Here is a 20,732-nt window from a genome sequence, read left to right on the forward strand (position 1 = left end):
GATCCGGCGGCGGTGCGTTCGCGTACCTCGACCGACAGCCTACCCGCATACCCCACGAGACCCCTCCGCGATGCCGAACTCCGACGATCCTTCCGCCGCCCGGCCGGCCGTCGTGTGGTTCCGCGACGACCTGCGGCTGGCCGACAATCCGGCGCTGGCGGCGGCGATGGCGACCGGGGCGCCGGTGCTGGCGCTCTATGTTCTCGATGAGGAGAGCCCAGATATCCGCCCGCTCGGCGGCGCGGCGCGCTGGTGGCTCGCCGGCTCGCTGCAGCGGCTGACGGAGAGCCTCGCCGCACTCGGCGTGCCGCTGGTGCTGCGGCGTGGGGCGGCCGGCGACGTCGTGTCGGCGGTGGTGGCGGAGAGCGGTGCCGGCGCGGTGTTCTGGAACCGGCGCTACGGCGGCGGCGAGATCGCCGTCGATACGGCGCTGAAGGCTCGGCTGGCGGCCGACGGTGTGGCGGTGAAGAGCTTCCAGGGCTCGCTCCTCTACGAGCCGTGGGCGGTGCGCTCGGGCGAGGACAGGCCTTATCGGGTGTTCTCGCCGTTCTGGCGGGCGGCGCGGGCGACCGGCGAGCCGCGACGCCCCCTGCCCGCCCCCACGGCGGTTTCAGGCTTCTCCAGCACGGTCGCGAGCGACACGCTCGCCGACTGGACGCTGACGCCGACGCGACCCGACTGGGCCGGCGGCCTGCGCGAGACCTTCGAGCTCGGTGAAGCCGGAGCGGAGAAGCGGCTTTCGACCTTCCTCGACGCCGCGCTGGCCCGCTACGCCGACGATCGCGACGTGCCCGGCGGCACCACCACCTCGGTGCTGTCGCCGCATCTGCGCTTTGGCGAGATCTCACCGTTCCGCGTCTGGCATGCCGCGGCAGCGCGCGTCGCCGAGGGCGGGCGGACGGTGCGGGCGGTGGAGAAATTCCACGCCGAGCTCGGCTGGCGGGAGTTCGCCTGGCACCTCCTCCACCACGCGCCCGACCTCGCCACCCGCAACTTCCAGCCCCGCTTCGATGACTTCCCGTGGGCGGACGGCGAGGATGCGGCCGTCGCGGCGTGGCGGCGCGGCCAAACGGGCGTGCCGATCGTCGACGCCGGCATGCGGCAGCTGTGGACGACCGGCTGGATGCACAACCGCGTGCGGATGATCACAGCCTCGTTCCTGGTCAAGCACCTCCTCGTCGACTGGCGCGTGGGCGAAGCCTGGTTCTGGGACACGCTGGTCGACGCCGACCAGGCGAACAACCCGGCGAGCTGGCAGTGGGTGGCCGGCACCGGCGCGGACGCTGCCCCCTACGTGCGCGTGTTCAACCCGGTGCTGCAGGGCGAAAAGTTCGATGCCGACGGCACGTACGTGCGACGGTGGGTGCCGGAGCTGGCCCGCCTGCCCGATGCCTTCCTGCACAAGCCGTGGGAGGCGCCGGCGGAGGTCCGCTCCGCTGCCCGCCTCCATCTCGGCCGCGACTATCCGCTGCCCGTGGTGACGCTCGCCGACGGACGCGCCCGCGCGCTCGCCGCCTTCGAGCGCATCCGCGCGGCGGCATGACGAGTATCCCCATCGTTCGACAGTCAAGGACGCCCACCCGCATGCGCATCGCCATCGTCGGCTCCGGCATTTCCGGCCTCGCGGCCGCCTGGTCGCTCGCTCCCGCGCACGAGGTGGTGCTTTACGAACGTGAGGGCCGGCCGGGCGGGCACAGCGCGACGGTGGACATCGAATACGACGGTGCGCAGATCGCGGTCGACACCGGCTTCATCGTCTACAACGAGCTGACCTATCCGAACCTGACCGCGCTGTTCGCCACCCTCGGCGTCGAAACCGAGGCGAGCGACATGAGCCTGTCGGTGTCGCTCGACGGCGGCCGGCGCGAGTGGTGCGGCCACGGCCTCGGCGGCGTGTTCGCGCAGCGCACGAACCTCGCCTCTCCCGCGTTCCTGTGGATGCTGCGCGAGATCCTGCGCTTCAACCGCACCGCGCCGGTGGACCGGGCGGCGGGGCGGCTCGCGGGCCTCAGCCTCGGCGCCTATCTCGAGATGCGCGGCTTCCGCGGCCGCTTCGCCACCGACTACCTGCAGCCGATGGGCGCGGCGATCTGGTCGACGCCGCCGGCCGACATGCTGGCCTTCCCGGCCGAGAGCCTGATCGCCTTCTTCGAGAACCACCGGCTGATGCACATCGAGCGGCCGGTCTGGCGCACGGTGAGCGGCGGCAGCCGGATGTATGTGCAGAAGATGATGCAGCGCCTGACGGGCCGCGTCCGGCTGGCGACGCCCGTCGCCCGCATCGAGCGCACGGCCGCCGGCGTGATCGTCACCGACGAGGCCGGCCACGCCGACCGCTTCGACGCGGTCGTGCCGGCGAGCCACTCCGACCAGTCTCTCGGGATGCTCGCCGACGCCACCGCTGCCGAGCGGGCAGTGCTGGGAGCGGTCCGCTACCGTCCGAACGACGTCTACCTCCACCGCGACGTCCGGCTGATGCCGAAGCGCAAGGCTGCCTGGGCGTCGTGGAACGTCGCCGGCCGCACCGGCGAGGCCGGCCGCGACGTGTCGGTGACCTACTGGATGAACCGTCTGCAGAACCTCGACAACAAGCGGCCGCTGTTCGTCAGCCTGAACCCGATCGAGCCGCCTTCGCCGGAGACGGTGTTCGGCCAGTATTCCTATGCGCATCCGCAGTTTGACTCGGGCGCGCTGGCGGCGCAGCGTTCGCTGTCGGCGATCCAGGGCCAGCGGGGCACGTGGTTCTGCGGGGCCTGGTGCGGCTACGGCTTCCACGAGGACGGGCTGAAATCCGGGCTCGAGGTGGCCGAGGCGCTGGGTGGCCGCGTGCCGTGGCGGCCGGAGCAGCCGATGCTGGAAGAAGAGCCCATCCGAGAGGCGGCGGAGTGACGAAGGCGACGGCCGTGGCGACCGAGCGGACGATGCCGACGACGGTGGCGGCGAACGGGCCGGCGCCGGAGGCGGCTGCGATGCTCTATGCCGGCGACGTCATGCACGCGCGGATGAAGCCGGTCGGCCACCGCTTCCAGTACCGCGTGTTCACGCTCCTGATCGACATCGACCGGCTGGAGGAGGCCCGGCGGGCGAGCCCGCTGTTCTCGCTCGGGCGGTTCAACCTGCTGTCGTTCGACATCAAGGACCACGGCCGCCGCGACGGCTCGGCACTGCGGCCCGCCGTCGAGGCGATGCTGGCCGCCGCCGGCCACCCGGAGCCGCCGCGCCGCATCCTGCTGCTCTGCTATCCGAAGGTGCTCGGCTACGTCTTCAATCCGCTGTCGGTCTATTTCTGCTACGGCGCGGACGAGCGCCTGACGGCCGTCGTCTACGAGGTGCGCAACACCTTCGGCGAGCTTCACCCCTATGTGGCGCCGGTGCGCGACGGCGAAGCCGGCCCGGAGGGGCTGCGCCAGCGCCGGCCGAAGGTATTCCACGTCTCGCCGTTCATCGACATGAAGCAGACCTACCACTTCCGCCTGCTGCCGCCGGGCGAGGCGGTGCGGGTGCGTATCCTCGAGACGGATGCGGCCGGCCCGACGCTCGCCGCCACCTTCGTCGGGCGGGCGCGGCGGTTCTCCACCGCCTCGATCCTCTCCGAATGCGGGCGCGTGCCGCTGATGACGCTGAAGGTGATCGCGGCCATCCACCTGGAGGCCTTGCGGCTCTGGTGGAAGGGCGTGCCGCTGCAACCCAATCCGGCCACTGGCGCCGGGCCGCGTGTCGTGGCAGAGCGAAAGTAACGGCCATGGACTTCGCGATGACTGAGCGAGCAATCGAACTTTCGCCCGAGACGGCCCGCCAGGCTCTCGCCGACCTTCCCCGCATCGCGCGCCGGGCCTTCGGCGTCGTGATGGCGCTGGAGATCGGCAATCTCACCATCGTCGTGCCGGATGGCCGCCGCTTCCTCGTCAGGGGCCGGCAGCCCGGGCCGGAGGCGGAGCTCGTCGTGCACGACTGGCGCTTCGTCCGGCGCGTGCTCAGTGCCGGCACGGTGGGCGTCGGCGAATCCTTCATCGCCGGCGAGTGGTCGAGCCCGGACGTGACGGCCTTCCTCGAGCTGTTCGCGCGCAACTCCGACGCCACCGAGGAGGCGCTGGCGGCGCGCCCGCTGGTGCGGATGCTGCTGCACCTGCGCCATCTCCTCAACAGCAACACGCGTCGTGGCTCGAAGCGCAACATCTCCGCCCACTACGACCTCGGCAACGCCTTCTATTCCGCCTGGCTCGACCGCTCGATGACCTACTCGTCGGCGCTCTACGAGACCGGCGCGAACGACCTCGAGGCGGCGCAGAAGGAGAAGTACCGGGCGCTCGCCCGCGCCACCGACATCCGCCCCGGCCACCGGGTGCTGGAGGTCGGCTGCGGCTGGGGCGGGTTTGCGGAAATTCTCGCCTCCGAGTTCGGCTGCCACGTCACGGCGCTGACGATCAGCCGCGAGCAGCACGCGTTTGCGACGAAGCGCATCGCCGATGCGGGCCTGTCGGACAAGGTCGACATCAAGCTTTCCGACTATCGCGACGAGACCGGGCGCTATGACCGCATCGTCTCGGTGGAGATGTTCGAGGCGGTGGGCGAGCGCTACTGGCCGGCCTTCTTCCAGATGATGGCCAAGCGGCTGCAGCCGGGCGGGCGCGCCGGCATCCAGGTCATCACCATCCAGGACCGGATGTTCCCGGCCTATCGGCGCACGCCGGACTTCATCCAGCGCCACGTCTTCCCCGGCGGCATGCTGCCGCCACCGCGCGCGCTCGCCGAGCTCGGCCGCCGTGTCGGCCTGCCGATCAGCGTCGAGCGGGTGTTCGGGCTCGACTATGCGCGCACGCTCGCCGAATGGCGGGAGCGTTTCCGCGCCGCCTGGCCGGCGATCGAGCCGCTCGGCTTCGACGAGCGCTTCAAGCGGCTGTGGGAGTTCTACCTGCACTATTGCGAGGCGGGCTTCCGCGCCGGCAACATCGACGTCCGCCAGATCGTCTTCGCGGACCCGCGCTGATCCCACCCGGTCCGCGGTGATGACCGCCCCCGCGTCCCCTCCGCCCCGCGAACCCTCCGCCGACGCTCCCCTGTCGGCGCGGCGGCTGATCGCCTATGCGCTCCCGGCGCTGCCTTTGGCCGCGCTGACGCTGCCGCTCTACGTCGTCGTGCCGACCTTCTACGTGGAGACGGTCGGCCTGTCGCTCGCCGCCGTCGGGCAGGCGCTGTTCCTGGTGCGGCTGGTCGACGCGATCTCCGACCCGGTGGTCGGCCTGCTCGCCGACCGCTTCCGCCCGCGGCTCGGACGGCGACGGGTCTGGTTTGCGGCCGCCGCACTGCCGACGGCCATCGCAGCAGCGATGATGCTGACGCCGCCCGCCGGCGCCACGGCGGCCTACCTGCTGCTCTGGGGCATCGTATTGTCCTGCGCCTGGACGGCCGCCTCGATCCCCTACACCGCCTGGGGCGCCGAGCTCGCCCGCGACTATCACGGCCGCACCCGCATCGCCGCCGCGCGCGAGGGCACGGTCGTGATCGGCGTCGTCGTGGCGATCGCGCTGCCGGTGGCCGTCACGTCGGGGGGGCTCGCTGACCAGGCGGGCGGGCTCGCGGCACTGGCGCTGTTCGTGCTCGTGGCCTTGCCCCTGACGGCCGCGCTCGCGGTCTGGCTGGTGCCGGAGCCGCACGACGCCTCGCGCACCCGGCTGGCGTTGTGGGCGAGCCTCGGCCACATCGTCCGCAACCGGCCGTTCGTGCGCCTCGTCGCCGCCTTCCTGCTGAACGGTTTCGCCAACGGCCTGCCGGCGACGCTGTTCCTGTTCTTCGTCTCGAGCGTGCTGGAGGCGCCGGACTTCGCCGGTGTGCTGCTGCTCGTCTATTTCATCGCCGGCGTCGCCGGCATCCCGCTGTGGCTGCGCCTGAGCCGGCGCTTCGGCAAGCACCGCACCTGGTGCGGGGCGATGATCTTCGCCTGCGCGATCTTTGCCTTCGTGCCCTTCCTCGGGCCCGGCGACCTCTGGCTGTTCGTCGGCGTCTGCGTGCTCACCGGCGCGGCGGTGGGGGCCGATCTCGTGCTGCCGCCGGCGATCCAGGCCGACGTCATCGACGTCGACACCGCCGGCTCCGGCGAGGAGCGCTCGGGGCTCTATTTCGCGCTGTGGGGGCTCGCGACGAAGCTCGCGCTGGCGCTCGCCGTCGGCGTCGCCTTCCCGATCCTGGACGTGGCCGGCTTCACGCCCGGCGACGACGGCACGGGCAGCGGCCTGCTCGCGCTGGCGCTGCTCTACGCGGCGGTGCCGGTGGCCCTCAAGCTCGCGGCGATCGCGCTGATGTGGAACTTCCCCGTCGACGAGGCCTCGGCGGAGGCGACGTCGGCGCGCATCCGGGCGAACGAGGCCGTCTGAGCGGGCCCTCAGCGGCCGCGCTTGTCCCAGCCCGTGGATCGGGCAACCAGGCGGAAATAGAGGCCGTAGGGCAGCATCCGCAGAAGCTTCAGCTGGCGCGTGAAGCGGCGCGGGAAGGTGATCTCGAAGGCGTCCGACGCGAGCCCCTCGACCAGGGCAGCGGCCGCGTCGTCCACCTGCATCAGATGCGGCATCGGGAACGGGTTGTTCTTCGTCGCCGGCGTGTCGACGAAGCCTGGGCAGACGAGCTGGATGCGGATGCCGAGATTGTCGAGATCGAACTTCAGGCTCTCGGCGAGGTTGATCAGCCCGGCCTTGGTGGCGCCGTAGGCCGCCGAGGTCGGCAGCCCCGCATAGCCCGCGACCGAGGCGACGATGACGATGTGGCCGCGGCGGCGCGGCCGCATCAGGTTGAGCACCGGCACGAGGGCGTTGACGGTGCCGTTGAGGTTCACCGCGAAGGTGGTCTCGAAGGGGGCGACGGTCAGCGGCGCATCGGCGGCGACGGGGATGTAGACGCCGGCATTGAGGATGGCGAGCGCGAGCGGGCCGAGCTCGTCCTCGATGGCGGCGACGATGTCGGCCATGCGGCCGGCGTCGGTCACGTCGCCGGGATAGGCGACGATCCGCCCGCCGTTCCGGCCGGGGGTGGCGGCGAGCTCGGCGAGGGCATCGGCGTCGCGGGCGGTGACGGCGACGGTGCAGCCGCGGTCGCGCAGCTGCTCGGCGACGGCCCGGCCGATGCCGCTGCTCGCCCCGGTGATCCAGACGGGGCCGGCGGCGGGGTCGGGGCGTGGGGGGGGGGACATCGCGGGGGCACCGGCCGCGGGGGCGGCCGGCACGCTCAGCCGCGCATCAGCGGCGCGAACAGCCGGCCGATCGGACCGGTGAGGCGCAACGGTGCGTCAGTGATCGCGATGCAGATGCAGTCCTCGTCGGCGTCGGCGATCGGGCGGTGGTCGACACTGTCGTCGGCGACGACGATGTCGCCGCGCGCCGCGTGATGCGGGCCGTCGGTGAAGCCGCCGGAGAGCACCAGCGTAATCTCGGTGCCGTGGTGGGTGTGGCTCGGGATCGCCGCGCCACGGCGCACCCAGACGAGCTTGGTGACCATGCCGTCCTGCTCGTCGAGCTGGCACTCCTTCAGGCTCGGCAGCAGGCGGCGCCACTTGGCGGTGGCGACGCCGCCCGGCAGGTAGTGGGAGAGCGCGCTCGGCAAGGCGTCGGCGGGTCGGGCATCGGGCGTCGCCTGAGCCGCAGCACCGTGGCCCGGCACGGTGGCTGCGTCGCCCTGCGCGAAGATCGCGGCGAGGATGGCGTCGCGATCGGCGAGCGGCATCGGCTCGATCGCCTCGAGCTCGGCGCCGCCGACCATCTCGAGCGCCTCGACGAAGCGCCGGTTGCCCGGCGTCATCTCGAGATGCGCCTCGACGATGCGACGCACCGGAAGCGGCAGGGTGCCCGCCGCGTACTCCGCCAGAAGCGTGTCGACGGCGTCCGTTTGCTGGATGTGACTGGTCGGCATGGTCAGCGTTCACTCCGCCCGGCCGCGGCCGGACCTGTTGCCCAGATGGCCGCGAGACCGCGGCACTCTACCCCTCAGCCGGCATTACGTGCCGGTGCCGGGCTTGGATCACGTCCGAAGAAGAGGTTGCGATTCGACCCGCGCCGCCCGGGAAACTCTGCCGCGCGCGCCCGGCCGGCGCAATCGTTCGCACCGCCGCGGGCCGGGCTGACGGAGCGGAAATGGCGGCGGTGCGTTTCCATCCGCGCGGGGGATGGTTTAGCGTGGCCGCCGAAACGAAAGAGGCCGGCGCAAGGCCGGTCGCTGTCCGGGAAGAGCCATCCATGAGCGTGCACCCGTCGGTCGTCGAGGCGATCGGCAATACTCCCCTGATCCGCCTCAACCGCGTCTCCGAGATGACCGGTTGCGAGATCCTCGGCAAGGCCGAGTTCCTCAATCCCGGCCAGTCGGTGAAGGACCGGGCGGCGCTGTTCATCGTCCGCGACGCCATCGCCCGCGGCGCGCTGAAGCCCGGCGGCGTCATCGTCGAGGGCACCGCCGGCAACACCGGCATCGGGCTCGCGATGGTCGCCGACGCGATGGGATTCCGCACCGTCATCGTCATCCCCGAGACGCAGTCGGACGAGAAGAAGCAGATGCTGCGGCTGATGGGGGCCGAGCTCGTCGAGGTGCCGGCCGTCCCCTACCGCAACCCGAACAACTACGTGAAGATCTCCGGCCGCCTCGCCGAGCAGCTGGCGCGATCCGAGCCGAACGGGGCGATCTGGGCGAACCAGTTCGACAACGTCGCCAACCGGCAGGCCCACATCGAGACCACCGGCCCGGAGATCTGGGCGCAGACGGGCGGCCGCATCGACGGCTTCGTCGCCGCCGTCGGCACCGGCGGCACGCTCGCCGGCACCGGCATCGCGCTGAAGGAGCGCGACCCGAAGGTGACGATCGCGCTCGCCGACCCGATGGGGGCGGCGCTCTATGAGTTTTACACCCACGGCGAGCTGAAGTCGGAAGGCTCCTCGATCACCGAGGGCATCGGCCAGGGCCGCATCACCGCGAACCTCGAGGGCGCGCCGATCGACACCGCCTTCCAGATCACCGACGGCGAGGCGATCCCGATCGTCTTCGACCTGCTCGAGCACGAGGGCCTCTGCCTCGGCGGCTCGTCGGGCATCAATATCGCCGGTGCAGTGCGCCTCGCCCGCGAGATGGGGCCCGGCCACACCATCGTGACGATCCTCTGCGACTACGGCACCCGCTACGCCTCGAAGCTCTACAACCCGGACTTCCTGCGCTCGAAGGACCTGCCGGTGCCGGCGTGGCTGGAGCGGGCGCCGAGCGTGACGGTGCCCTACGAGGCGGCCGAGTGAGGGGGATCGGGCGATGAGCGCGACCGAGCTCGTCTTCCGCGACGATCCCTACCTCGCCGCCTGCGAGGCGCGCATCGTCGACGTGGCCGAGGGCGGCGGGCTGGTGCTCGACCGCACGGTGTTCTACGCCGCCGGCGGCGGGCAGCCGGGCGACGCCGGCGTCATCGAGCTCGACGACGGCATCTTCCTGCCGGTGGCGAACGCCGTCTACGGCGCCGACCGGGCAAGCATCGTCCACCAGCTGGCGCAGCCGCTCGACGTCTCGGCGCTGGTCGGGCGGACCGTGACGGCCCACCTCGACTGGGCGCGCCGCTACGCCCACATGCGCATCCACACGGCGCTGCACCTGCTCTCGGTGGTGCTGCCCTATCCGGTGACCGGCGGCCAGATCGGCGCCGAGGAGGGCCGGCTCGACTTCGACATCCCGGACGGCGGGCTGGAGCGCGAGGAGATCACCGAGCGGCTGAACGCGCTCGCCGCGGCCGACCATGCGGTGACGACCGAGTGGATCACCGACGAGGAGCTGATCGCCAACCCCGCCCTCGTCAAGACGATGGCGGTGAAGCCGCCGATGGGCTCCGGCCGCGTCCGGCTGGTGCGCATCGGCGACATCGACCTGCAGCCGTGCGGCGGCACCCACGTCGCCTCGACGGCCGAGATCGGCGCGGTCGCGGTGACCAAGATCGAGAAGAAGGGGCGGCTGAACCGCCGCGTGCGCATCGGCTTCGCCGCCGGCTGAGCGGCGGATGGGTGCCGAGGGGAGAGAAGGGCCGGGAATGTCCGATGTCAGCACGGCGGCACGCGACCGCCTGATCGTCTCGACGGAGTGGCTGGCCGAGCGGCTGGCGGCGCCCGACATCGTCGTCGTCGACGCCTCCTGGCACCTGCCGACCGCGGGCCGCGACGCGAGGGCCGAGTATCTCGCCGGCCACATCCCCGGCGCGGTGTTCTTCGACATCGACGCCGTCAGCGATGCTGACAGCCCGCTGCCGCACATGCTGCCGAAGCCCCTCGCCTTCTCGGCGGCCGTCCGCAAGCTCGGCATCGGCGACGGCCAGACGATCGTCGTCTACGATTCGGTCGGGCTCTATTCGGCGGCGCGGGCGTGGTGGACGTTCCGCGCCATGGGGGTGGAGCGCGTGCTCGTCCTCGACGGCGGCCTGCCGGCGTGGACAGCGGCGGGTCACGCTCTCGAGGAGGGCGAGGTGAAGCGGCCGGAGCGGGCGTTCACGGCACGGCTCGACAACGGCGTCATCGCCGACATCGAGGCGGTGCGCGCGGCGCTCGCCGGAGGGCGCACCGTGGTTGACGCGCGCGCGGCGGAGCGCTTCGAGGGCCGCGTGCCGGAGCCGCGGCCGGGCCTGCGCGCCGGCCACATGCCGGGAGCGAGGAACGTGCCGTTCGGGGCGGTGCTGGCGGACGGAAAACTCAAGCCGGCGGCGGAGATCGCCGCGGCATTCACGGCGGCGGGCGTCGATCCGGGCAAGCCGGTGGTGACGACGTGCGGCTCGGGCGTCACGGCGGCGATCCTGTCGCTGGCGCTCGCAAGCCTCGGCAACCGCGCCGTCGCCCTCTACGACGGCTCCTGGGCCGAATGGGGCAGCCGGGAGGATACTAAGGTGGCGACGGGGGCTGGGTGAGGACCGCGGCCTAGGGCGACGCCCTGTAGCCGTCGAACTCCCAGCGGAACCAACCCGCAAGCCTGCCCGCGACCTCGCTCCAGTCGGCACCGGAAGCCTGCGCGATGCGATGGCGGACGTGGCGCTCGATGGCCACTGCGCTGAAGTCGTCCATGATCAAACGATACCGGCCGCACACGGCCGCATCGTCCTGAAGCTCGCGATGGAGCCAGGCGGTCGAGCAGACGTCGAAATCGAACGTCTCCTGTCCGGCCTGGCCGGCAGGTCCGATCAAGGCTCTCACGGTCAGGAAGAACGCTTCCCCGCCGGGGGCAAAGGCAGCGAGGTCCTCGCCATCGAGGGTTTGGAGCGCGTGCAACGTCGCTTGCATGAGCTGCGAGCCGTTTTCCTCTTCCATTCCGCCATGGCGCGGCTGGACCACACCATCCACGCTTCGAGACTTCCGGGTGGGATGGATCGCCCGGTCGAGCCGGGCGATGACGGATGCGGGTGAGGCTTGGCCCAACCCTTCCGGGGTCATTCCCGGCCTTGTGCCGGGAACCCAAGCAACGTCTGCCCCCGACGCCACACGACCCGACAGGGCATTGTTTGTCGACAGCGATGGGTTCCCGGCACACAAGGCCGGGAATGACACCCTCTGAAGACGTGGCTTCATCGAACCGGGTCGCGAACCACCGCTCGGAGCACCCCGGGCGCTCGAAGCGGCCCGGGAACAGTGCCCCTTACCTCGGTGCTCCCCTCTCCCCCTCAGTGCAGGATCTGGCTCAAGAACAGCTTGGTGCGTTCGTGCTGGGGGTTCTCGAAGAAGGAGATCGGCTCGTTCTCCTCGACGATCTGGCCGGCGTCCATGAAGATCACGCGGTTCGCCACCTGGCGGGCGAAGCCCATCTCGTGGGTGACGCACAGCATCGTCATGCCGTCCTCGGCGAGAGACACCATGGTGTCGAGCACCTCCTTCACCATCTCGGGGTCGAGGGCGGACGTCGGCTCGTCGAACAGCATCACCTTCGGTTTCATGCAGAGGGCGCGGGCGATCGCCACGCGCTGCTGCTGGCCGCCGGACAACTGGCCGGGGTACTTCTTCGCCTGCTCGGGGATCTTCACCCGCGTGAGGTAGTGCATCGCCACCTCCTCGGCCTCCCGCTTCGGCATCTTGCGTACCCAGATCGGCGCCAGCGTGCAGTTCTCGAGGATGGTGAGGTGTGGGAACAGGTTGAAGTGCTGGAACACCATGCCGACCTCGCGGCGCACCTCGTCGATGCGCTTGAGGTCCTCGGTGAGCTCGATGCCGTCGACGACGATGCGGCCCTTCTGGTGCTCCTCCAGGCGGTTGATGCAGCGGATCATCGTCGACTTGCCGGAGCCCGACGGCCCGCAGATGACGATGCGCTCGCCGCGGTGGACGCGCAGGTTGATGTCCTTCAGCACGTGGAACTCGCCGAACCACTTGTTGACCCCGGCCATCTCGACCGCGATCTCCTGGGTGATGTGCAGCTTCGTCGGGTCGACGTGGATCTCGGCTGCGTCGACGGCATATTCGGTCGTCATCTCGGCGGACCTCCGAACGGGTTTGTGGATCAGCGGCGGGTGGTGTCGAGCCGCCGTTCCATGAAGATCGAGTAGCGGGACATCCCGAAGCACAGCGCCCAGAAGATCAGGCCGGCGAAGAGATAGCCCGTGTGGCTGGTGACCGGCGTCGCCCAGTTCGCGTCGGTGAAGTTGCGCTGGATGATGCCGAGCAGGTCGAAGATGCCGATGATGAGGACGAGCGAGGTGTCCTTCAGAAGGCTGATGAACGAGTTGACGATGCCGGGGATGACGAGCTTCAGCGCCTGCGGAAGGATGATGAGGCGCATCGACTGCCAGTAGCCGAGGCCGACCGCCTGGCCCGCCTCGTACTGCCCCTTCGGGATCGCCTGCAGGCCGCCGCGGATCACCTCCGCCATGTAGGCGGAGGAGAACAGTGCGATCCCGATGAGCGCCCGCAGCAGCTTGTCGAAGGAGACGCCGTCCGGCAGGAACAGCGGCAGCATCACCGACGACATGAACAAGACGGTGATCAGCGGCACGCCGCGCCAGAACTCGATGAAGATGACCGAGAACGTCTTGATGATCGGCAACTTCGATCGCCGCCCCAGCGCCAGCAGCACGCCGAGCGGCAGCGAGGCGACGATGCCGACATAGGAGACGACGATCGTCACCAAGAGGCCGCCCCAGCGCGCCGTCTCGACGTGCTCGAGCCCGAAGAAGCCGCCGACCAGCAGGATGAACGCCAGCACCGGGAAGATGCCGAAGAAAAAGATGGCGTTCCAGCGCTTGAACGGGACGCTCGGGATGGCGAGCGGCACCATCGAGGCGATGAACATGAGGGCGACGAGGTCGACGCGCCAGCGGTGCGGGTCGGGATAGGTGCCGTACATGAACTGGCCGAACTTCGCCCAGACGAAGGGCCAGCACGCCCCGACCTCCGGCCCGATGCAGGCCTCGCGGTTCTCGCCGGTCCACACCGCGTCGAAGATCGCGAAGTTCAGGAACGGCACGACGATGATGTAGACGAGGTAGAAGCCGACCAGCGTCAGGATCGTGTTGAACCAGCCGTTGAACAGGTTGGCCCGCAACCAGCCGATGGCGCCGACGGCCGTCGACGGCGGCGGCAGGACTTCGGCGGGCGTCTCGCGAACGTAAGCGACAGACATGCGACCCCCCCTCACCGCTCGACCAGCGCCATGCGCAGGTTGAACCAGTTCATGAACGCCGACGTGAGCAGGCTGATCGTCAGGTAGACGAGCATGGTGATGAAGATCACCTCGACGGCCTGGCCCGTCTGGTTGAGCACCGTGCCGGCGAACACCGAGACGAGGTCCGGGTAGCCGATCGCCACGGCGAGCGAGGAGTTCTTGGTGAGGTTGAGGTACTGGTTGGTGAGCGGCGGGATGATCACCCGCATCGCCTGCGGGATGACGACGAGGCGCAGCGTGAGGCCACGCCGGAAGCCCAGTGCACCCGCAGCCTCGGTCTGGCCGTGGCTGACCGCCTGGATGCCGGCCCGCACGATCTCGGCGATGAAGGAGGCGGTGTAGATGACGAGCCCGAGCAGGAGGGCGACGAACTCCGGCTCCATCCGCATGCCGCCGGTGAAGTTGAAGCCCGTGAGCTCCGGCATGTCGAAGGTGACCGGAAAGCCGGTGACGACGAGCGCGAACAGCGGCAGGCCGAAGAACAGCGCGAGGCTCGTCCACAGGATCGGGAACTGCTGGCCGGTCGCCATCTGGCGCTTGCGCGCCCAGCGGTAGATCACGACGATGGCGACGATCGCCACGACGATCGCGAGATCGAACAGCCAGCTGCCGGCGCCGAACACCGGCCGCGGCATGAACAGCCCGCGGATGTTGAGGTAGGTGCCGGCCCACGGCCCGAAGGACTCGCGCGGCGACGGCAGCGACTTCACCACCGCGAAGTACCAGAACAGCAGCTGCAGCAGGAGCGGCAGGTTGCGGACGATCTCGACATAGGCGGTCGCCACCTTGGCGACGAGCCAGTTCGACGACAGCCGGGCGATGCCGATGATGAAGCCGAGGATGGTGGCGAGCACGATGCCGATGGCGGCGACCAGCAGCGTGTTGAGGAGGCCGACGATGAAAGCGTCGCCGTAGGTCGAAGTCACCGTATAGGGGATCAGCGTCTGCGAGATGGCGAACCCGGCGGTGTTGCCGAGGAAGCCGAACCCGGAGGCGATGTTCTGGGCCTGCAGGTTCCGGATCGCGTTCGAGGCACCGATGTAGATCAGCACGCCGACGAAGACGATCAGCGCCGCCTGGAAGACGATGCCGCGGATTTTCGGGTCGTAGAAGGGCGATACCCGCCCGCTGGACGTGTCGGTTCCGAGCTCGTTCTGGACCGCCATGTCTCCCCCTGGAAGGTGATTGTTTGTCGGGAGACGAGGAGGGCGCGCCGGGTGCCTTTCCGAGGGCCGGCGCGCCCTCTCACGAGATCATCGGACGGGCATGCCGTACTGCAGGCCGCCCTTCGTCCACAGCGCATTCAGGCCGCGGGAGATGCCGAGCGGGGTGTCGGGGCCGACGTTGCGGTCGAACACTTCGCCGTAGTTGCCGATCGTCTTGATGACGTTGGCGGCCCAGTCGTTGGTGAGGCCCATCGGCTCGCCGAAGGTGCCCTCGGTGCCGAGCAGGCGCTTGATGTCCGGGTTGTCGGAGGTCTTCATCTCCTCGACGTTCGCAGACGTCACGCCGGCTTCCTCGGCGTTCAGCATCACGAAGTGGGTCCACTTCACGACGTTCAGCCACTTGTCGTCGCCCTGGCGGACGACCGGGCCGAGCGGCTCCTTCGAGATGATCTCCGGCAGCACCATGTGGTCGGCCGGGTTCGTCAGCTTCAGGCGCTCGGCGTAGAGGCCGGAGGCGTCCGTCGTGAAGGCGTCGCAGCGGCCGGCGTCATAGGCCTGCACCACCTCGTCCGACTTCTCGAAGACGACCGGGTTGAACTGCATGCCGTTGGCGCGGAAGTAGTCGGCGAGGTTGAGCTCGGTGGTGGTGCCCGTCTGCACGCAGACCGACGCGCCCGACAGCTCCAGCGCCGACGAGATGCCGAGCGACTTGCGGACCATGAAGCCCTGGCCGTCGTAGTAGTTCACGCCGGCGAAGATCAGGCCCATCTGGCTGTCGCGCGACAGCGTCCAGGTGGTGTTGCGGACGAGGACGTCGACTTCGCCCGACTGCAGCGCCGTGAAGCGCTCCTTGGCGGTGAGCGGGGTGAACTTCACCTTCGTCGGGTCGTTGAAGACCGCCACCGCGATGGCGCGGCAGAAATCGACGTCGAAGCCCTTCCACTCGCCCTTGTCGTCCGGGGAGCCGAAGCCGAGCAGGCCGGTGTTCGCACCGCACTGCAGGAAGCCCTTCGCCTTGACGTCGGCGAGCGTGTCCGCCTGCACGGCGGTGGCGCCGACGCCGAGCGCGGCGGCGACGAGCCAGGGGAGAAACTTGTTTGTCATGATCTTGTCTGTTCCCTTTTTGCTTCGACGGCGGCAGCGAGAGCCTCTCCTTCGCCACACGCCGAGCGCTGATGGCCAGCCCGGGCCCCGCAGGGCGCCCGGGTATGCCAAACGGCTCCCGCCCAACCGATCGGGCGAGTGGGTGGCGTCGTCGTCTTGACCGTCCCCCGGCCGTGGCGGCCCGAGCCGGCCCCACACCCCCGCAGGCACGGCCAAGCGCAGCCGGCACCACCCCTGACGGGTATCGAAGGGCATATGAACCAGACGGTCAAGCGTTTCCGCTGCACTGCCACGGAAGTCGTAGACGACCTCCGCCCGGACCAATGCCGGAATGGCCCACCCCGCGGCTGCCTCCCTCTCGACCAGACGAACCGCACCGCCTAAACATCGGGCAGGCTGCGGCGCGTCTGCGCGCGGCCGAGCCAGCGAGGATCTCTCCACGATGCCGCCGTCCCATCCGACCGACGAAGACCGCCCGCTCGCCCCGGAAACGCGCCTTCTCCACACCGGCTACGACCCGCGCGCCTACCACGGCTTCGTCAACCCGCCGGTGGTGCACGCCTCGACGGTGCTCTTCAACGACGCCGCCGCGCATGTCGCGAACGCCCAGAAATACACCTACGGGCGCACCGGCACGCCGACGATCGACGCGCTCGAACTGGCGCTCGCCGAGCTCGAGGGCGCGGCAACGGTGCGGCTCGCGCCCTCCGGGCTCGCAGCGGTGTCGCTGGCGCTGATGTCGTGCCTGTCGGCGGGCGACCACCTGCTCGTCACGGACAGCATCTACGCGCCGACGCGCCGGCTCTGCGACACGGTGCTGAAGCGGTTCGGGGTCGAAACCACATACTACGACCCGGAAGTGGACGCGGATGGGCTTGCGGCTCTGTTCCGGCCGAACACCCGCGCGGTGATGCTGGAGGCGCCCGGCACGGCCACCTTCGAGATGCAGGACGTGCCGGCGCTCTCAGCCGTCGCCCGCGCCCGCGGCGCCGTCGTGCTGATGGACAACACCTGGGCGACGCCGCTGTTCTTCCGGCCGCTCGAGCACGGCGTCGACCTGTCGATCCAGGCGGCGACGAAGTACATCTCCGGCCACTCGGACGTCCTGATCGGCACGGTGGCGGCGAGCGAGCGGGCGGCCCACGACCTCACCGCCATGCACCGCAATCTCGGCCTGCACGTCGGGCCCGACGACATCTACCTCGCCTGGCGCGGCCTGAAGACGATGGCGGTGCGGCTCGCCCGCCACCAGGAGAGCGGGCTCACGGTCGCGCGCTGGCTGGCGGGCCGGCCGGAGGTGACGCGGGTGCGCCATCCGGCGCTTCCCGAGGATCCCGGCTACGCGATCTGGAAGCGCGACTTCACAGGGGCGAGCGGGCTGTTCGGAGCCGACTTCGCGCCGGTCTCGGACGCGGCGCTGAGGCGCTTCCTCGACACCGTGACGCTGTTCGGCATGGGCTATTCGTGGGGCGGCTTCGAGAGCCTCGTCATCAAGGCGCGGCCGGAGGAGGCGCGCACCGCCGTGCCGTGGCGCGGCACCGGCCCGCTGATGCGCTTCCACATCGGCCTCGAGGATCCGGGCGACCTCATCGCCGACCTCGAACGCGGCTTCGCGGCGATGGCGGCGTCCGATCCGGACGCGGAATAGGCCGCGCAGCCAAAGTAAAGCGGGCGCGCGACGGCGCGCCGGCTCAGCGCTCGGTGAGCTTCAGCTCGATGCGGCGGTTGCGGGCGTTCGCCTCGTCGCCGGTGCCCGGGTCGATCGGCTGGAACTCGCCGAAGCCGGCGGCAACGAGGTGGACCGGGTCGACGCCGCGCTCGATCAGGTAGCGCACGACCGCGATGGCGCGTGCCGCCGACAGGTCCCAGTTCGAGCGGAAGCGGCCGGCGCCGGAGACCGGGCGGGCGTCGGTGTGGCCGTCGACGCGCAGCACCCAGGCGATCTCCGGCGGGATCTGGCCCTCGAGCTCGATCAGCGCGGCAGCGATCTCGTCGAGATCGCCACGCCCGGCGCTGTTGAGCTCGTCCGAGCCGGACGGGAACAGCACTTCGGAGGAGAACACGAAGCGGTCGCCGACGATGCGGATGTTGGTGCGGTCGGCGAGGATGTCGCGCAGGCGGCCGAAGAAGTCGGACCGGTAGCGCGACAGCTCCTGGACGCGCTGGGCGAGCGCCACGTTCAGGCGGCGGCCGAGGTCGGCGATCTGCGCCTGGGACTGCTCGTCACGCTTCTCCGACGCGCCGAGCGCCTGTTCCAGCGAGGCGATCTGCGAGCGCAGGGCGGCGATCTGCTGGTTGAGGATCTCGACCTGTGAGAGCGCCTCGCGGGAAAGCTGGCGCTCGGAATCGAGCTCGCCCTGCAGGCCGGCAATGGCGCCGGTGGCATCCGAGGCACCCGAGCGCTGGGCGTCGAGCAGGCCCTGCAGCCGCTCGCGGTCGCCGGTGACGATCGACAGGCTGGCCTGCAGGGCGGCGAGCGTGTCCTCGACGTCGCTGCGCGAGGAGCGCTCCAGCGCCAGCAGTTCGGTGAGTTCGCTGATCTGGGCGTTGAGGCGCGTCAGCACGGTGTCGCGGCTGCTCACCTCGCGGCTCAGGAAGAACTGCGCGATCATGAACAGCGAGGTGAGGAAGATGAAGACGAGCAGCAGCGTCGCCAGGGCGTCGACGAAGCCCGGCCATTGATCGACGCGGTTGTCCCTGCGGCGGGTCGACGAGTACGCCATGTCGCGCTTTCCAACCCTCGTCCGGTGCGGGCGGCCCGGGCCGCCCGGCCTCTGCGATCACGGCCGCCGATATGGCGGGCCCCGATCAAGCCGCCCCGTTCAGTCCTGGCGCTCGCGGTCGACGACGCCGGCGAGCTTCTCGAGGAAGCCCTCGATGCGCGCCTGCTGGCGGGCCTGGCCGTCAGTCCAGTCGCGCATGATCTGCCGCTCGGCGCGCAGATGCTGCACCAGCCCCTGGATGCCTTCCGCCAGATTGGCCATCGCCGCCGTGGCGTTGCGGCTCGAGCCCTGCTCGCCGACCAGCTTGGCGATGCGGTCGAAGGCCTCCTTGAGGTCGCCGGGCGGCACGCCGTGGCGCTCGTCCGCCTCCACTGGCGTGAGCTCGGTCAGGCTCGACAGCCAGTCCTCGAGCTCGGTGTAGAAGCGGTTCTGCGCCTGGCCGGCCTGCAGGTCGAGGAAGCCCAGCACCAGCGAACCCGTAAGGCCGAACAGCGAGGACGAGAAGGCGATGCCCATGCCGCCGAGCGGCTCGGCGAGGCCGCGCTTCAGGTCCTCGAAGACGACGGCGGTGTCGCCGCCGCCGATGTTGAGGTTCTGGATGGTGTCGCTCACCGCCGTCACCGTGGTGAGCAGGCCCCAGAAGGTGCCGAGCAGGCCGAGGAAGACCAAGAGCCCGGTGAGGTAGCGCATGATGTCGCGCGACTCGTCGAGGCGCGAGCCGATCGAATCGAGCAGTGCCCTGAGCGCCGGCGCCGACAGTGCCCCCTGGCCGAAGCGGTCGCCGAGGAGGGTCGCCATCGGCGCGAGCAGGATCGGCGCGCGGCGGCCGTCACGGTCGTCGCCCTGGGCGCGGAACGACTTCACCCAGGCGATCTCGCGGAACAGCCGCGTCACCTGGCGGATCGCCAGCACGATGCCGATGATGGCGACGCCGAGGATCAGGCCATTGAGCGCCGGGTTCGCCTGGAAGGCGATCAGGATCGGGCGGTACAGGATGACCGCGACGAAGCCGACCAGCACGAGGAAGACGACCATCCGCCACAGGAAGATCTGCGGGTTCGTCAACCGATAGGGATCGATATCTCGCGCCATGGACCGCCGAAAGCGTCAGAAGTGCAAAGTCGTCACGTCGCGTGGGCCTTCTCAATAGCCCGACGCAACGCGCGGAAAAACAGGAAAGTTCGCCGTCCTGCCGCGGCGGTTAACGCGCGCACCGCTCATCCAGCCGCCGCCGCGCGCTTCAGATGGGCGAGCAACTCGGCGTGGGTGCGCTCGTTGCCGGCCACCACCGAGCCCGTCTCCAGCATCGTCTCGCCGCCCTTGGCGTCGCTGACGAAGCCGCCGGCCTCGCGCACCAGCAACACGCCGGCGGCGATGTCCCACGACTGCAGCCCGTGCTCCCAGTAGGCGTCGAAGCGGCCCGAGGCCGTCCAGGCGAGGTCGAGGGCGGCGGAGCCGCAGCGGCGCACGGCGGCGGCGTGCAGCATGACGCCGCCGAGCTCGCGCAGCGCCCGGCCGTGCTCCCCCTTGCCGAGGTTGGGCAGGCCGGTGGCGACGACGCAGTCGTCGAAGTCGCGGCGCTGCGCGACGCGCAGGCGGCGGTCGTTGAGGAAGGCGCCGCCGCCGCGCTCGGCGACGTAGAGCTCGTCCATCACCGGATTGTAGACGACGCCGGCGACCAGCACGCCCTGGCGTTCGAGCGCGATCGAGACGGCGAACAGCGGGATGCCGTGCAGGAAGTTGGTGGTACCGTCGAGGGGATCGACGATCCAGCGGTGCTGGCCGTCGGTGCCCTCCTCCGCGCCGCCCTCCTCGCCGATGAAGGAATAGCCGGGCCGCGCCTTCATCAGCTCGGTCTTGATGGTGGTCTCGGCCTTCTTGTCGGCGAGCGAGACGAAGTCGCCCGGGCCCTTGCGCGAGACCTGCAGGTTCTCGACCTCGTTGAAGTCGCGCACGAGACCGCGGCCGGCCTTGGTGGCGGCGGAGACCATGACGTTGAGGATCGCCGAACGGGCCATCGGGTGTCATCCATGCGGGGTAAGGGGGCGAGTTCGGGGTCAAGCACCACACTCGCCGACTGCGCGCAACCCCTGCCGCCGCG

At 70.2% G+C, this 20,732-nt stretch carries 19 protein-coding genes; 9 read left to right on the forward strand and 10 right to left on the reverse strand.

The features are described from left to right. The first annotated feature begins 70 nt into the window (after nucleotides 1-70). Genes RUR49_RS12075 through RUR49_RS12095 form a run of 5 tightly spaced genes read left to right on the forward strand, consistent with a single transcriptional unit; the run spans nucleotide 71 to nucleotide 6,371 of the window. Nucleotides 71-1,543, forward strand: a complete 1,473-nt coding sequence (locus tag RUR49_RS12075) for a cryptochrome/photolyase family protein (RefSeq protein WP_409146631.1) — start codon at nucleotides 71-73, stop codon at nucleotides 1,541-1,543. Between the two features lie 41 nt (nucleotides 1,544-1,584). Beyond that, entirely contained in the window at nucleotides 1,585-2,889 is a 1,305-nt protein-coding gene (locus RUR49_RS12080) for an NAD(P)/FAD-dependent oxidoreductase (RefSeq protein ID WP_409146632.1), read from the forward strand. Continuing rightward, nucleotides 2,886-3,737: a DUF1365 domain-containing protein gene (locus RUR49_RS12085; protein WP_409146633.1), complete on the forward strand. Its 852-nt coding sequence runs from the start codon at nucleotides 2,886-2,888 to the stop codon at nucleotides 3,735-3,737. The genes RUR49_RS12080 and RUR49_RS12085 overlap by 4 nt, the downstream gene beginning before the upstream one ends. Before the next feature lie 17 nt (nucleotides 3,738-3,754). Next, the gene (locus RUR49_RS12090; RefSeq protein ID WP_409146634.1) at nucleotides 3,755-4,987 is read left to right on the forward strand and encodes a class I SAM-dependent methyltransferase; all 1,233 of its coding nucleotides are present in this window, start codon (nucleotides 3,755-3,757) and stop codon (nucleotides 4,985-4,987) included. 19 nt (nucleotides 4,988-5,006) lie between these two features. Beyond that, nucleotides 5,007-6,371 (forward strand): MFS transporter, encoded by a 1,365-nt coding sequence (locus RUR49_RS12095; protein ID WP_409146635.1) that lies wholly within the window; start codon nucleotides 5,007-5,009, stop codon nucleotides 6,369-6,371. An 8-nt stretch (nucleotides 6,372-6,379) separates the two neighbouring features. On the opposite strand, the gene RUR49_RS12100 is transcribed toward RUR49_RS12095, so the two are convergent. After that, nucleotides 6,380-7,180, reverse strand: coding sequence for an SDR family NAD(P)-dependent oxidoreductase (locus tag RUR49_RS12100; protein WP_409146636.1), 801 nt, complete (start codon nucleotides 7,178-7,180; stop codon nucleotides 6,380-6,382). Nucleotides 7,181-7,215: 35 nt separating this feature from the next. Next, the gene (locus tag RUR49_RS12105; RefSeq protein ID WP_409146637.1) at nucleotides 7,216-7,896 is read right to left on the reverse strand and encodes a ChrR family anti-sigma-E factor; all 681 of its coding nucleotides are present in this window, start codon (nucleotides 7,894-7,896) and stop codon (nucleotides 7,216-7,218) included. 323 nt (nucleotides 7,897-8,219) lie between these two features. Here RUR49_RS12105 and RUR49_RS12110 point away from each other — a divergent pair, with 323 nt between their 5' ends. Genes RUR49_RS12110 through sseA form a run of 3 tightly spaced genes read left to right on the forward strand, consistent with a single transcriptional unit; the run spans nucleotide 8,220 to nucleotide 10,900 of the window. After that, a complete protein-coding gene (locus tag RUR49_RS12110; RefSeq protein ID WP_409146638.1) occupies nucleotides 8,220-9,260 on the forward strand; it encodes a cysteine synthase A in 1,041 nt (346 codons plus the stop codon). Nucleotides 9,261-9,273: 13 nt separating this feature from the next. Continuing rightward, complete coding sequence (locus RUR49_RS12115) at nucleotides 9,274-9,999, forward strand: alanyl-tRNA editing protein (RefSeq protein ID WP_409146639.1); 726 nt, start codon at nucleotides 9,274-9,276, stop codon at nucleotides 9,997-9,999. Nucleotides 10,000-10,036: 37 nt separating this feature from the next. Then, a complete protein-coding gene (gene sseA / locus RUR49_RS12120; RefSeq protein WP_409146640.1) occupies nucleotides 10,037-10,900 on the forward strand; it encodes a 3-mercaptopyruvate sulfurtransferase in 864 nt (287 codons plus the stop codon). A gap of 10 nt (nucleotides 10,901-10,910) precedes the next feature. On the opposite strand, the gene RUR49_RS12125 is transcribed toward sseA, so the two are convergent. The 5 genes from RUR49_RS12125 to RUR49_RS12145 form a co-directional block, all read right to left on the reverse strand. After that, a complete protein-coding gene (locus RUR49_RS12125) occupies nucleotides 10,911-11,420 on the reverse strand; it encodes an Imm8 family immunity protein (protein ID WP_409146641.1) in 510 nt (169 codons plus the stop codon). A 227-nt stretch (nucleotides 11,421-11,647) separates the two neighbouring features. Further along, entirely contained in the window at nucleotides 11,648-12,364 is a 717-nt protein-coding gene (locus tag RUR49_RS12130) for an amino acid ABC transporter ATP-binding protein (RefSeq protein WP_409147132.1), read from the reverse strand. A gap of 113 nt (nucleotides 12,365-12,477) precedes the next feature. After that, nucleotides 12,478-13,596 carry an amino acid ABC transporter permease gene (locus RUR49_RS12135; protein WP_409146642.1) on the reverse strand — a complete coding sequence of 373 codons (1,119 nt, stop codon included), beginning with the start codon at nucleotides 13,594-13,596 and terminating at the stop codon, nucleotides 12,478-12,480. An 11-nt stretch (nucleotides 13,597-13,607) separates the two neighbouring features. Beyond that, nucleotides 13,608-14,804 carry an amino acid ABC transporter permease gene (locus tag RUR49_RS12140; RefSeq protein ID WP_409146643.1) on the reverse strand — a complete coding sequence of 399 codons (1,197 nt, stop codon included), beginning with the start codon at nucleotides 14,802-14,804 and terminating at the stop codon, nucleotides 13,608-13,610. 87 nt (nucleotides 14,805-14,891) lie between these two features. Next, nucleotides 14,892-15,908, reverse strand: coding sequence for an amino acid ABC transporter substrate-binding protein (locus RUR49_RS12145; protein ID WP_409146644.1), 1,017 nt, complete (start codon nucleotides 15,906-15,908; stop codon nucleotides 14,892-14,894). Nucleotides 15,909-16,350: 442 nt separating this feature from the next. Between RUR49_RS12145 and metC the strand changes: the two genes are divergently transcribed. Further along, complete coding sequence (metC, locus tag RUR49_RS12150; protein WP_409146645.1) at nucleotides 16,351-17,556, forward strand: cystathionine beta-lyase; 1,206 nt, start codon at nucleotides 16,351-16,353, stop codon at nucleotides 17,554-17,556. A gap of 43 nt (nucleotides 17,557-17,599) precedes the next feature. On the opposite strand, the gene RUR49_RS12155 is transcribed toward metC, so the two are convergent. The 3 genes from RUR49_RS12155 to RUR49_RS12165 form a co-directional block, all read right to left on the reverse strand. Next, a complete protein-coding gene (locus RUR49_RS12155; RefSeq protein ID WP_409146646.1) occupies nucleotides 17,600-18,631 on the reverse strand; it encodes a peptidoglycan -binding protein in 1,032 nt (343 codons plus the stop codon). A 99-nt stretch (nucleotides 18,632-18,730) separates the two neighbouring features. Then, on the reverse strand, nucleotides 18,731-19,723 hold the full coding sequence (locus tag RUR49_RS12160; RefSeq protein ID WP_409146647.1) for a flagellar motor protein MotA: 993 nt from the start codon (nucleotides 19,721-19,723) through the stop codon (nucleotides 18,731-18,733). 125 nt (nucleotides 19,724-19,848) lie between these two features. Continuing rightward, nucleotides 19,849-20,649, reverse strand: coding sequence for an inositol monophosphatase family protein (locus RUR49_RS12165; protein WP_409146648.1), 801 nt, complete (start codon nucleotides 20,647-20,649; stop codon nucleotides 19,849-19,851). Between the last annotated feature and the right edge of the window lie 83 nt (nucleotides 20,650-20,732).

It is taken from the genome of Pseudoxanthobacter sp. M-2, from assembly GCF_046156265.1.
Lineage (GTDB): Bacteria > Pseudomonadota > Alphaproteobacteria > Rhizobiales > Segnochrobactraceae > CAMDHY01.

Bases quoted from the DNA above. Each gene is read 5' to 3' on its own strand.
- RUR49_RS12075 (WP_409146631.1), top strand. From the start codon at position 71: ATGCCGAACTCCGACGATCCTTCCGCCGCCCGGCCGGCCGTCGTGTGG.
- RUR49_RS12080 (WP_409146632.1), top strand. From the start codon at position 1,585: ATGCGCATCGCCATCGTCGGCTCCGGCATTTCCGGCCTCGCGGCCGCC.
- RUR49_RS12090 (WP_409146634.1), top strand. From the start codon at position 3,755: ATGACTGAGCGAGCAATCGAACTTTCGCCCGAGACGGCCCGCCAGGCT.
- RUR49_RS12095 (WP_409146635.1), top strand. From the start codon at position 5,007: ATGACCGCCCCCGCGTCCCCTCCGCCCCGCGAACCCTCCGCCGACGCT.
- RUR49_RS12100 (WP_409146636.1), bottom strand. From the start codon at position 7,180: ATGTCCCCCCCCCCACGCCCCGACCCCGCCGCCGGCCCCGTCTGGATC.
- RUR49_RS12105 (WP_409146637.1), bottom strand. From the start codon at position 7,896: ATGCCGACCAGTCACATCCAGCAAACGGACGCCGTCGACACGCTTCTG.
- RUR49_RS12110 (WP_409146638.1), top strand. From the start codon at position 8,220: ATGAGCGTGCACCCGTCGGTCGTCGAGGCGATCGGCAATACTCCCCTG.
- RUR49_RS12115 (WP_409146639.1), top strand. From the start codon at position 9,274: ATGAGCGCGACCGAGCTCGTCTTCCGCGACGATCCCTACCTCGCCGCC.
- sseA (WP_409146640.1), top strand. From the start codon at position 10,037: ATGTCCGATGTCAGCACGGCGGCACGCGACCGCCTGATCGTCTCGACG.
- RUR49_RS12125 (WP_409146641.1), bottom strand. From the start codon at position 11,420: ATGACCCCGGAAGGGTTGGGCCAAGCCTCACCCGCATCCGTCATCGCC.
- RUR49_RS12130 (WP_409147132.1), bottom strand. From the start codon at position 12,364: ATGGCCGGGGTCAACAAGTGGTTCGGCGAGTTCCACGTGCTGAAGGAC.
- RUR49_RS12135 (WP_409146642.1), bottom strand. From the start codon at position 13,596: ATGTCTGTCGCTTACGTTCGCGAGACGCCCGCCGAAGTCCTGCCGCCG.
- RUR49_RS12140 (WP_409146643.1), bottom strand. From the start codon at position 14,804: ATGGCGGTCCAGAACGAGCTCGGAACCGACACGTCCAGCGGGCGGGTA.
- RUR49_RS12145 (WP_409146644.1), bottom strand. From the start codon at position 15,908: ATGACAAACAAGTTTCTCCCCTGGCTCGTCGCCGCCGCGCTCGGCGTC.
- metC (WP_409146645.1), top strand. From the start codon at position 16,351: ATGCCGCCGTCCCATCCGACCGACGAAGACCGCCCGCTCGCCCCGGAA.
- RUR49_RS12155 (WP_409146646.1), bottom strand. From the start codon at position 18,631: ATGGCGTACTCGTCGACCCGCCGCAGGGACAACCGCGTCGATCAATGG.
- RUR49_RS12160 (WP_409146647.1), bottom strand. From the start codon at position 19,723: ATGGCGCGAGATATCGATCCCTATCGGTTGACGAACCCGCAGATCTTC.
- RUR49_RS12165 (WP_409146648.1), bottom strand. From the start codon at position 20,649: ATGGCCCGTTCGGCGATCCTCAACGTCATGGTCTCCGCCGCCACCAAG.